The 11705-nt window shown below is 66.4% G+C and carries 10 protein-coding genes; 4 read left to right on the top strand and 6 right to left on the bottom strand.

Going from position 1 to position 11705, the window contains the following annotated elements; genetic code table 11:
* The first annotated feature begins 105 nt into the window (after nt 1-105).
* Complete coding sequence (locus AC1D1Y_RS02150; RefSeq protein ID WP_477680906.1) at nt 106-402, top strand: hypothetical protein; 297 nt, start codon at nt 106-108, stop codon at nt 400-402.
* 7 nt (nt 403-409) lie between these two features.
* Here AC1D1Y_RS02150 and AC1D1Y_RS02145 read toward each other — a convergent pair whose 3' ends face one another.
* The 5 genes from AC1D1Y_RS02145 to AC1D1Y_RS02125 form a co-directional block, all read right to left on the bottom strand.
* Nucleotides 410-1744 (bottom strand): class I SAM-dependent methyltransferase, encoded by a 1335-nt coding sequence (locus AC1D1Y_RS02145; protein WP_477680905.1) that lies wholly within the window; start codon nt 1742-1744, stop codon nt 410-412.
* A 166-nt stretch (nt 1745-1910) separates the two neighbouring features.
* Nucleotides 1911-2711, bottom strand: coding sequence for a hypothetical protein (locus tag AC1D1Y_RS02140; RefSeq protein WP_477680904.1), 801 nt, complete (start codon nt 2709-2711; stop codon nt 1911-1913).
* A 77-nt stretch (nt 2712-2788) separates the two neighbouring features.
* The gene (locus tag AC1D1Y_RS02135; RefSeq protein WP_477680903.1) at nt 2789-3253 is read right to left on the bottom strand and encodes a CoA-binding protein; all 465 of its coding nucleotides are present in this window, start codon (nt 3251-3253) and stop codon (nt 2789-2791) included.
* 22 nt (nt 3254-3275) lie between these two features.
* A complete protein-coding gene (locus AC1D1Y_RS02130) occupies nt 3276-3938 on the bottom strand; it encodes a thioredoxin family protein (RefSeq protein WP_477680902.1) in 663 nt (220 codons plus the stop codon).
* A 33-nt stretch (nt 3939-3971) separates the two neighbouring features.
* Complete coding sequence (locus AC1D1Y_RS02125) at nt 3972-6155, bottom strand: protein-disulfide reductase DsbD family protein (protein WP_477680901.1); 2184 nt, start codon at nt 6153-6155, stop codon at nt 3972-3974.
* A 114-nt stretch (nt 6156-6269) separates the two neighbouring features.
* Between AC1D1Y_RS02125 and AC1D1Y_RS02120 the strand changes: the two genes are divergently transcribed.
* The 3 genes from AC1D1Y_RS02120 to lnt all read left to right on the top strand — a co-directional run bounded on the left by AC1D1Y_RS02120 (nt 6270) and on the right by lnt (nt 10566).
* Complete coding sequence (locus AC1D1Y_RS02120) at nt 6270-7838, top strand: B12-binding domain-containing radical SAM protein (protein WP_477680900.1); 1569 nt, start codon at nt 6270-6272, stop codon at nt 7836-7838.
* Between the two features lie 278 nt (nt 7839-8116).
* Entirely contained in the window at nt 8117-8899 is a 783-nt protein-coding gene (locus AC1D1Y_RS02115; RefSeq protein WP_436156001.1) for an HlyC/CorC family transporter, read from the top strand.
* Nucleotides 8900-8955: 56 nt separating this feature from the next.
* Entirely contained in the window at nt 8956-10566 is a 1611-nt protein-coding gene (gene lnt / locus AC1D1Y_RS02110; RefSeq protein ID WP_477680899.1) for an apolipoprotein N-acyltransferase, read from the top strand.
* Between the two features lie 219 nt (nt 10567-10785).
* Here the strand turns inward: lnt and AC1D1Y_RS02105 are convergent, their stop codons facing one another.
* Nucleotides 10786-11694, bottom strand: coding sequence for a LysR family transcriptional regulator (locus tag AC1D1Y_RS02105; RefSeq protein ID WP_477680898.1), 909 nt, complete (start codon nt 11692-11694; stop codon nt 10786-10788).
* Between the last annotated feature and the right edge of the window lie 11 nt (nt 11695-11705).

Below are 11705 nucleotides of genomic sequence, written 5' to 3'. Positions count from 1 at the left end.
CGCCTCACGACAGCACGCAGCCCCACCCTTCATGCTGCACCACCCCTCCACGCTATTGGCGCGGCCTTCCCGTTGTTCCCGTGTTTTTATTCCAGGCAAGGACCCATGAGCCCTCTCGAACTCGACCAGTTGCAGCAATGCCCTGATATCGCCACCCTGCAAACCGTCTTGGGGACCTTGTGCAGCCGCTTCGGCTCGGTCACGCAGCTCAACATCGTGCCGGCCGCCCATGCCGGCAAGCAGCAGGCCCTGTGCTTTGTGCGCATGGCTTCGGAGGAAGAAGAGCAGAAGCTCATGAGCGGCCTGGGCATAGGCCGCTTCGGCGGTGAACTGGTGGTGGTCGTGGATTTGCTGGCGGATCAGACCTCACCAAGCGCCGACCTGTGGAGTTCCGCCGCCTGAGGTGGCTTTATTTCGCGGCCGGGACGCCCACCGAAACGTGCCTGAGCAGCAGGCGCTCCAGTGCGTTCAGCGTCTCATAGGATTCGGCGAAGTCGGCGAACAGCGTGGCGTTGTCGGGCGCGGCGGCCTTACCCTGCCAGGCCGCGCGGAACTGATCGAAGATCTCGCCGAAGCTGCGGCGGCCGTCTATCAGGCCCAGGATCTTCGCGCCGTACTTGCCCGGGTTGACCGTGACGGAAACACCCGAATGCTGGTGCCTGAGCATGAAGGGCTGGCCGCGGCTGTTGCCGAACACCTGCGCCGCGACCTCGCCCGTCAAGGGCTCGTGGTAGAAAAAAGGCACGTAGTCGGGATCGCCGTACGGCGCGGTGCAGGCCGCATCGCGCGTCAGGTACAGCGAATGCGTGATGATGTTGCCGCCCATCAGCTCGGCCATTTCATACTGCTGCCTCAGCGGCAGCTTGCGCAGCCCCGCGGCCATGGCCGGCGGCTTGCTGCCCAGCACCATGTGCGGCAGGTAAGGCGCGCGGCCGCGCTGCACGTCGCTGAAGGCCAGGTGCAGGCCGTGGCCGCCCTTGCCATCGGCGCCTCCGGCTCCCAGCCAGTCGAACAGCTCGCCCACGCTGTACGAGCGGTCCTGCGAATGCAGCAGCAAATCGTAGATGCCGGCGTCCCCGGCCTTGTGGTCGTGGTGCAGTTCTTCGCTGCGCTTGAACCAGTTGCCGGGCGGCAGGCTGGCCAGGATGTCGCGGGTGTTGGCGATCTTGCGCTGCGCATCCTGCTCGCTACCGTTGACCATGCGCATCAGCGCCTGCATCTGGTAGACGCCGATGCGGCCCGTGGTGGCATAGACCATGAGCCCGATGGCGCCGCCGTCCTTGAGCACGCTCAGCAGCGCCTTGAAGCCCAGGTCGGGATCGGCCAGGTGGTGCAGCACGCCGCTGCAGTTGATGTAGTCGAATTTTCCGAGCTGCGCGGCCAGCGCCGGCAGGTTCAGCAGCGAGTCGTGCACCCAGCTGATGTTGCCGAGGCCGCGGATTTGCGCGCGCTCTTTGGCCAGCGCGATGCTGGCCTCGCTCATGTCCAGGTGCACCACCTGCGCATCGGTATGGCGCAGCTGCTCGGCCAGGAAAATCGTCGCATCCCCCGTGCCGCCGCCGGCCACCAGCGCCCGGAAGCCCTGCTGGAAGGACTGCTTCCCGGCGAAGCAGTAGTGGTTGATCATGGGCAGGTCTTCCAGCCAGGTCAGCACCAGGCGCTTATGGTCGTCCTGCGGGTCGCAAGGCGGGTAAGGCAGGGCCTCGTACTGGTTTCGGACCTCGGGCAGGTAGTTGTCGGGCATGGCGGCTTCCGGAATTGGCGGCAAACACGTATTGTCTCCGCCCGCAGACTCACCTCGCTCCCAATCAAGTGACAGCACGGAACCGGCTTTGCCGGGCCGTAGGTGTCGCCCCCTGCAAGGGGGGATCCCGCTACACGAAGTGAGCGGAGAAGGGGGTGTGCTTGCTTTACCGGACGGGCAAGAACTGGAGGAACGTACCGCCCAAGAGGTTCTGGACATAAGTGATCACGGCACGCCTGTATTTCTCGGTCAGCACCGAGGCCAGCAAATCCAGCCGCCCTATGACCTTGCCGAACTCGCGCTCGAAGCTCAGGTTGCGTTCACGCTCGGTGATCTCGTCTGCCAGCAGCAGGGGCTGGCCCGCGGCATTGCGGCGATTCGACAGCATCCAGACGGCGATCTCGATGTTGCGCGCGGCGTTGTAGATGTACTGCGCGTCCAGGCTGTCGGTCAGGTAGAAGCTGGTCTTGCCGCCATGGGCCGTGACCACCATGTCGGCACTGGCGTAAATAAAGGCCGCCACGCGGTCGCCCTTGAAATCCGGGCCCAGGGCCAGCGACAGCGCCGCGATGTCGCGCTTGCCCTGCAGCTCCGGCCAGGGTGTGCGTGTGTCGACGGCCACGCGCAGTTGGGCCAATGCCGCGTCGCGGCTGACCGTGCTGGTCTTTCGCCATTCGGCCGGGTTGCGGCGGTACAGTTTGTCGGCCAGGCGCAGCAGGCTTTCGAGGTTGTCCCGCATGCCCAGCGTGGCCATGCGGTTCACGTCCGACTGGCCCACCTCGCTGGGGGCCATGGGCGCCGCCTGTGCCTCACCCCGGTGCGTGGGCGCCGGGCCGGCGCAACCGGCCAGCGCCGCGAGGGCCAGCAGCAGTGAAAGGCGGAAGAGGGAGAAAAGGGAAAAAAGCGAAGGCGAAACGGCGGGGCTGGGATGGGTCGGAGGGAAGGTGGTTGCCGTGCGCAGGGACATGGCGCATTCTCAGCGGCCGCGCCGGGCCGCGCAAGCATGGCTTTCCCGGGCCCCGGCCGGATGCCGCAAAGGCAGGCTCAGGCCGAAGCCGCGCCCGTGCGGGCCGCCGTGTCCAGCAGGCCGCGCGACTGCAGCACCCGGTGGTCTATCTTGATGCAATGGTCTTGCACGACCAGCAGGCCCGCGGCCTCGGCTTTGGCCGCCGCGGCCGGGTTGCTGATGCCCAGCTGCATCCAGACCGCCTTGGCGCCTATGGCGATGGCCTCGTCGACCACGGGCGGAATGTCTTCGCTGTTGCGAAAGCAGTTCACCAGCTCGATTTTTTCGTGGCGCGCGGCCTCGGTCAGCGAGGCGTAGGCTTTTTCGCCGAGCACCTCTCTGGCGTTGGGGTTGACCGGGATGATGCGGTAGCCGTTGGCCTGCATGTAGCGCGCCACGTCAAAACTGGCGCGGTGCGGCTGGGGCGACAGGCCCACCACCGCGATGTTGCGGTAGTGGTTCAGGATGTAGGGCATGCGTTCGGCGGGGGGCAGGGAAGTCATGGCGGGCCTTTGCAGGAGAGGTTTACGCGTCCTTGTATTTGACCGAGCAGCCGTAGGCGCGGCTGCTGGCCACGCTCAGCGGCTTGCCGCCCAGCGCTTCCGTGAGGCCTTGGCGCACGTAGTTGGTGGCGGTCTTGATGTCGTCCACGCGGGCCGAAGGAATGCTGTCGATGCCGCCGGCATAAAGCAGCTGGCCTTGCGGGCTGATGATGTACATGTGCGGCGTGGTCTTGGCGCCATAGAGCTGGCCGAGCTGACCCGATTCGTCCATCAGCGTGGCGCTGGGCTGGCCCTGCTTCTCGGTCATCCAGCCCGCCAGCCTGGCGGGCGCCAGGTAGTCGCTGCTACCGGCTTCGGTGGAATTGACGGCCAGCCACACCACACCCTTGGCGGTGAACTCTTTTTGCAGGGCCTGCATATTGCCGCTGTAGTGCTTGCGTACAAAAGGGCAGCCCGGGTTGGTCCATTCCAATACCACCAGCTTTCCTTTGTAATCGCTCAGGCGATGCGTCTTGCCGGAGGTGTCGACGGCGGAAAAGTCGGGCGCCGCCTGGCCCACGGCGGCGGAAGCGGCCTGCGCGGAAAGCGGGGAAAGGGCGGCCGTTGCCAGCCAGGGCAGGGCGGCCATCGCGCCGGAAAAATGGCGGCGGTTCAATGGCCGCGCAGAGCGTGCTTGATCATTCATGGCTTGACTCCTTGAAAGAAGAAATAGACAACATCACAGCCTGGCGAGTTCGGCCCTTACCTCATCCACCGACAGGATCTCCGACATCACGACGGGCGCGCGGCCGGGCTTGTAGACCACGTAGACCGGCACGCCGTTGCGGCCCAGCTGGGCCAGCGCCGCGGTCACCGCCGGGTCGCGGCGCGTCCAGTCGGCGCGCAGCAGCACCACGTTTTTCGCCTGGATGTCGGCCAGCACCGCGGCGTTCGACAGCGTGGTCTTCTTGTTGTACTGGCAGGTCACGCACCAGGCGGCGGTGAAGTCCACGAACACACTTTGCCCTTGCGCGGCGAGCTGGTCAACCCGGCCCGGCTCCCAGGCCTGCCAGCCGCCGGCGACCGGTGCGGCCGACGCGATGGCCACCGGCCGGGTGATGTTCGGGCCCATGGACCACAGGCCCCATGCGCCCAGCGCGAGGGAGAAAGCCGCCAGCAAGGTGCGCGGCGTGCCGCGCAGCGTGAAGGCCCAGATCACCAGCGCCATCAGCACCAGCAAGGCCAGCAGCGCGCCCGCGCCGTCCACCCCGCTTTGCTGGCCCAGCACCCAGACCAGCCAGGCGACGGTGGCGAACATCGGGAAGGCCATGAGCTGCTTGAAGGTCAGCATCCAGGGGCCGGGGCGCGGCAGCGCGCGCGCGACGGCGGGGATGGCGCTGGCCGCAAGATAAGGCAGGGCCATGCCCACGCCAAGGGCCGCGAAAATCGCCAGCGCCTCGAAGGCCGGCAAGCCCACGGCATAACCGAGTGAGGCGCCCATGAAAGGCGCGGTGCAGGGCGAGGCGATCGCCGTGGCCAGCACGCCCGACAAAAACGCATTGACGGTCGGGTTCTTGGCCTGCCAGCCCGCGAGCCGGCCGGGCAGCAGGTTGCCGAATTCAAACAGGCCCGCGAGGTTCAGGCCCAGCAGCGTGAACAGGGCGGCCATCAGCGCAACCACGGCCGGGTTCTGCAGCTGAAAGCCCCAGCCCAGCTGTTCGCCAGCGGCGCGCAGGCCCAGCAGCAGCGCGCCCAGCGCCAGGAAGGACAGAACCACACCCACGGTATAGGCCAGGCCGGTCGTCAGGCGCGTGGCGGAATCTTTTACCTGCACAAAGCCCACGACCTTGATGGCCAGCACCGGGAACACGCAGGGCATGAGGTTGAGCACCAGCCCGCCGAGCAGGGCGCCCAGCAGCGCGGCGATCAGGCCCACGGGCGCCGCGCTGGTTTGCAGGGGCGTGGCGCCCGCCGAGGCATTGGCGCGCAACGCCGCTTCGAGCGCGGGCGGCACCACGGCGGCGGCCGCCGGCGCGGGCCAGGCGCCTTTGACCGGCGCGTCTATGCGGTAGGCGGCGTTCTCGAGGGCCACCACCAGCGGCATGCTGGCCGGGCTTTCGGTGCGCTGGCCGGACAGCGGCACCTCGGCCGTCCACACTGCACCTTGCCAGGCTTGCTGCCAGGCGGCCGCGGGTTCGATCACGCTGCCGGTTTCGGGGTACAGCGCCAGTGTCTTGCCCTGCAGCGCGGCGGGCAGGCCGGCCAGGGAAATCCTGATGGCCTTGCCGCCGCCGACTTCCACCTGGCTGGCGCCGGCGGGCAGCGCCTTGGGCGTGGCGGCGAAAGTGTCCTTGAACAGCTGGCTGCTGGCGGCGGTCGAGCTGCGCACCGGGATGCTCAGCGCGAAGTCGCCCTCCTGCGGAATGCATTCCTTGCGGCACACCAGCCAGGCCGCCTTGAGCTTCACCTCAAGCTGGCTGCCGGCAAAGCCGGGCGCGACCGTCAGCGGCACCGGCAGCAGCACGGTTTTTTCGTAGCCGTAGTTGGCCAGCGTGCCGATGGGGATTTTTTTCGGCGTCGGCCAGGCGATCTCGCCGGCATCGATGCCGGCCGGCAGCTGCCAGTCGAGCTGCGTGGGCAGGCCCGAGTCGCCCGAATTCTTCCAGTAGGTGTGCCACTCGGGCTGGTGCGTGAGCTGCAGGCCCACCCAGACCGGCTTGCCGGGCTCCACGCCCTCGGGCGCCCAGGCCAGCAGTTCGGCGCGCACCTGGTCGGTCGTGACCACGCTGGCGGCCGCGCCACGGCTGCTTTTGCCGGGCAGGTTCAAAGGTGCATTCTGGGCGCCAGCCACCATGGATATTGCGCCAAGAGCTATCAAAAGCGTAGCGGAAAAGGCGGCGAACAGAGGGCGCTTGAAATGCATGGTGGGAGTGTGAGCGGGCGGTGGGGGCATTAGTTCCTGGGGCGGGTGGCGCTGGATCCGCCTGCCGGCCAGGTGATTACAGCCGTTTTGGGAGCCAACTCCGATAATAGGGTCATGCCCCGTATTGTCCTGGCCACTCTCAACGCGAAGTACATCCACGCCTCGCTGGGCCTGCGCTACCTGCTGGCGAATATGGACAAACACGGCGGGCCCGGCCTTCGCGAAGCCACGCAGCTACGCGAATTCGTGATCCAGCAGCGGCCCACGCAGATCGTCGAAGAGCTGCTGGCGCTGCAGCCCGAGGTGATAGGCCTCGGTATCTATATATGGAACGTGGTCGAGACCACCCAGGTGGTGCGCCTGCTCAAGGCCTTGCGCCCCGGCATCAAGATCGTGCTGGGCGGGCCCGAGGTCAGCTACGAGACCGGCGAGCAGGAAATCTGCCGCCTGGCCGACCATGTGGTCACCGGCTGGGGCGACGTGAGTTTTCCCAAGCTGTGCCGCGCGCTGCTTGACGGCCCCCAGCCGCTCATGAAGGTGATCGCCGGCGAACAGCCGCCGCTGGAGGCGCTGGCCCTGCCTTATGGCGACTACACCGCCGAAGACCTGGCCAAGCGCCTGCTCTACGTCGAGGCCTCGCGTGGCTGCCCCTTCAAGTGCGAGTTCTGCCTGAGCTCGCTGGATAAGACCGCCTGGGCCTTCGACCTCGAGGTTTTCATGGCGGAAATGGACACGCTGTACCAGCGCGGCGCGCGCAACTTCAAGTTTGTCGACCGCACCTTCAACCTCAAGGTCGAGAACTCGGTGCGCATCCTGCAGTTCTTCCTGGACCGGATGGCGCCTGAGCTGTTTGTGCATTTTGAGGTCGTGCCCGACAGCCTGCCCGAGCGCCTGAAGGCCCTGATTGCGCAGTTCCCGGCGGGCTCACTGCAGTTTGAAGTCGGCATCCAGAGCTTCAACCCCGAGGTGCAGCAGCGCATCTCGCGCAAGCAGGACAACGGCAAGACCGCCGACAACCTGCGCTGGCTGGTGAACGAAAGCCGGGCCCATGTGCACGCCGACCTGATCTTCGGCCTGCCCGGCGAAACCCTGGAAAGTTTTGCCCAGGGCTTTGACCGCCTGCATGAACTGGCGCCGCATGAAATTCAGTTCGGCATCCTGAAGCGCCTGCGCGGCACGCCGATCACGCGGCACACCGAAGCCTTCGCCATGGCCTACGACCCGCAGACGCCGTACACCATATTGCAGAACTCCACGATCGATTTCGCCACCATGCAGCGCATCAACCGTTTTGCGCGCTACTGGGAGATGGTCGCGAACTCCGGCCGCTTCGCGCGGGCGCTCCAGCTGCTGCTGGCGCCGGGTTCGGCTTTTGGCAACTTCCTGCGCTTCAGCGACTGGCTGTGGGCGACCACGGCCAAGACGCATGAGTTCGCGCTGGAAAAACTCGTGGACCTGCTGTTTGAGCACCTCACGGAGGTGCGCGGCCTGGCCGGGAAAGAGGTTCGCGATGCGCTGCTCGCGGATTACCTGGCCAGCGGCGCGCGCGGTCGGCCGCAGTGCCTGGCCGGTGCGCTGGGGGCGGTGCGGGCCGCGGCGCCCTTGCGGACCGGACGACAGGGCGCCGAGCGGCAGGGACGGCATGTGAGCCAGGAGATTCGCAAGGCTGCCGCCGCAGCCTGAGCTTTGCGCGGGCCGCCCAATACAACCAAAGGTTTCGTCGGGCCGGGAAAAGCACCGGCTCGCTATCAAATCAATAGCTGAAAAAGCCCAGATGCGATAGGCTGGCGCGGAAAATGCTTTTAAATCCGGTCCCTCGTATCCCATCCCCCTCAGTGTCAAAGATTTCAGCTATCCTTAGCCCCTTCACAACTACCGACCGCCATCACGTGTCCGACGTTCCCCCCAGTCGGTCTTCCAGGCCGGAAGACAAGCGAGGTTTTCTGCAAAAGCTCGCTGAAATGCTCCACCCCGGTCCCGACTCGAAAGACGAGTTGATCGAAACCCTGGTGGAGGCCCAGGACAATGACGTTATTGGCGCCCAGAGCCGTGAAATGCTCGAGGGCGTGATCCGCATGGCCGACATGACGGCCGGCGACGTCATGGTGGCCGCGCCGCGCATGGACGTGATCAATATCGACGCGCCCTTCGACGAACTGCTGCACCTGGTGATAGACACCGCCCACTCGCGCTTTCCCGTCTACGAGGGCGAAAAGGAAAACATCCTCGGCATCCTGATGGCCAAGGATTTGCTCAAGCTGCAGCGCGCGCCCGAACTCAACATCAAGGCCCTGCTGCGCCCCGCCGTCTTCGTGCCGGAAAGCAAGGGCCTGAACGACCTGCTGCGCGAGTTCCGCGGCAACCGCAACCACCTGGCCATCGTCATCGACGAATTCGGCCGYGTGGCCGGCCTCATCACCATTGAAGACGTGCTTGAGCAGATCGTCGGCGAGATCGAGGACGAATTCGACATCGCCGAGGACGACGGCGACATCTTCGGCCTGACCGACCACACTTACCGCGTCAGCGGCGACACCTCGATAGAGCGCGTCAACGAGGCTTTCGGCGTGACGCTGCCCGAAACCGACTTCGACACGATAGGCGGGCTGGTGGCGCACGAGATGGGCCATGTGCCCAAGCGCGGCGAACACTACGCGCTGGCGGGGCTGCAATTCACGGTGCTGCACACCAAGGGTGGCGCGGTGCGCTGGTTCAAGGTATCGCCGGCTTCCGCTGGCGTCTGACGACACACACACAATAAAGAAGAGGGCGATATATGGCACGGGACTCGATTCACAGCATGATGTCCCACCTGCCGACCTTGCCCGCCTTGCTTGAGCACGCGCGCAACCTGCCGCCGCGCAAGGGCTTCTCCCCCTTCCAGCTGGCCATGGTCCTGATTGCCGGCTGCCTGCATGCCGCCAGCATGGCCTGGCCGTTTGATTTCGCCTTCGTGCAGGGCCAACCTCTGGGGGGCATGCAGCTGCTGGCGATGTTCCTGTTCGCCGCGCAGATCGACAGCTGCCGCTCCTTGAAGCGCGCCGCCTGGCTGGGCGTCGCCTTCGGAACGGCCATGCTGTGCAGCACTTTCTGGTGGCTGTTCATCTCCATGCATTACTACGGCGGGCTGGCCGCGCCGCTGACGGTGCTGGCCGTGGTGCTGCTGGCGGCCTTTTTGTCGTTGTACTACGCGGTAGCGGGCGCGCTGTTTGTGCGTCTGGCGCCGCGCCGCAAGTTGCCGCGCGCCCTGGTGTTCGCCGCGCTGTGGCTGCTGGCCGAACTGGCTCGCGTCGAGTTTTTCACCGGCTTCCCGTGGGGCGAGGGTGGCTACGCCCATGTGGACGGCTGGGCCAGACCGCTGGCCGCCCTGGTGGGCGTGCACGGCATCACCTTTCTGGCGGCGCTGGCCGCCGCCTGGCTGGCCATGGCCATGCGCGCCTCCCGCATGCAGTGGGCGACCGCGATTGCCATCGTGGCGGCTTGCTTCGTCCTGTCCTACCTGCCGGTGCAAAGCGCCCTGCCGGGGGAGGCGGGCTCCACCGCGGCCGCGGAGCCGCTGCAGGTCACGCTGCTGCAGGGCAATATCCCGCAGAACGAAAAATTCCAGAGCGGCACCGGCGTGGCCACCGCGCTGAACTGGTACGGCCAGCAGTTGCGCGACGCGAAGACGCCGCTGGTGGTGGCGCCCGAAACCGCCATCCCCCTGCTGCCCATGCAGTTGCCCGAAGGCTACTGGCGGGCGCTGCAGTCGCGCTTTGCCACCGGCCAGCAGGCGGCGCTGGTGGGCATCCCCGTGGGCAGCCCGCAGGCCGGCTATGCCAACTCGGTGGTCGGCTTCAAGCCCGGGCAGCCCGAGCCCTACCGCTTTGACAAACACCACCTGGTGCCTTTCGGCGAATTCGTTCCCCCGGGCTTTCGCTGGTTCATCAACATGATGCGCATCCCGCTGGGCGACTTCAACCGCGGCGCGGTCGGCCAGGCTTCCTTCGAATGGAAAGGCCAGCGGCTGGCGCCCAACATCTGTTACGAGGACTTGTTCGGCGAAGAGCTGGGCGCGCGTTTCGCCGACCCGGCGCTGGCGCCCACGATTTTTGTCAACGTCAGCAACATCGCCTGGTTCGGCAACACCGTGGCCATAGACCAGCATCTGCAGATCTCGCGTATGCGCGCGCTCGAGTTCAGCCGCCCGATGATCCGCGCCACCAACACCGGCGCCACCGTCATCATCGACCACACCGGCAAGGTCACCTACTCGCTGGAGCGCCACACGCGCGGCGCACTGGTCGGCGAGGTGGAAGGCCGCAACGGCATCACGCCCTATGCCGCCTGGGTGTCGCGCTACGGGATGTGGCCGCTGTGGGGACTGGGGCTGGGTATAGCCGTATTGGCCCTCCTGTTCCGCCGCCGCTAGAAATTAGCTCACCCCTGTTCAGGCTCACTGCGTGTAGCCTGTTCCCCCCTTCAAGGGGGCGGCGCCTGCGGCCTGGCAAAGCCATGAAATAGGTTCACCCCTATCCAGGCTCACTGCGTGTAGCCTGTTTCCCCCTCGAGGGGGCGGCGCCAGCGGCCTGGCAAAGCCAGTTCCGCGGCCCCTGCTGGCCTGGTGGGTGCTGCGGTGAGCTAGATGTGCTCAGTGCGTCGAGGCCATTACGCCATGCAATAGGTCTGGAAGCATTTCCAGCATGCGCAATGCATCCTGCCCCGGCGGCGTGCTGGTGGCGAAATACATCTGCAGCGGCGCGTGGGCGAACTCATGCAGCGGCACCGCCGTCAGCGATGCCGGGTCCAGGTTGCTGGCCGTGAGGAAGTCCACCACCGTCCAGCCCATGCCGCGCTTGACCAGCTCCAGCGCCAGCCGCGAGGTCTGCACCTGCAGGCCGGCCGGGGCGCTCAGGCCCAGGTGGCGGGCAAGTTCGTCGATGGACTGGCACATCGGGTCTTCACCGACCAGGCGTATCAGCGGCATGCTGGCCAGGAAAGACATCGGGTTCTGCCGCCGCGCCCGCACGGCGCGCAGCCAGATCTCGCGCGTGACCGCCAGGTAGAGCGGCCCGCTCACCAGGGTAGTGCTGGTCAGCAGCGGATGCGGGTGTTCGTAAAACCCCAGCGCGAAGTCCACGCCGCGGGTCAGCAGGGCCTGCACCATCTGGTCCTGGTGCAGCGTGCGCACCTCGACGCGCACGCGCGGGTGCCGCGCCATGTGGCGCTCCAGCACCAGGGGTAAAAATTCGTGGCTGATGGATGGGATGGCCGCCAGCCGCACCTGGCCGTCGGCGGCCTGCCGCAGGTTCACGGCGATGCGCTTGAGCCCATCCAGCTTCTGGTGGATCAGGGTGGATTCTTCGAACAGCACGCGCGCTTCCGGCGTGGGCGCCAGCGTGCCCTTGCCGCGCGTGAACAGCTTGTAGCCCAGCTGCAGTTCAGTGTGGGCAATGGTCTTGCTGACGGCCGAAGGCGTGATGCAGATCAGCCGCGCGGCGGCGCTCATATTGCCCGTCTGCATGACGGCCTGGAAGACTTCAAGTTGCCTGAGGTTCATCGTTCTGCCGG

It is taken from the genome of Polaromonas sp. P1_G1, from assembly GCF_056405595.1.
Note: the sequence above shows the minus strand (reverse complement) of the source record. Positions and strands in the feature narration are given on the sequence as shown.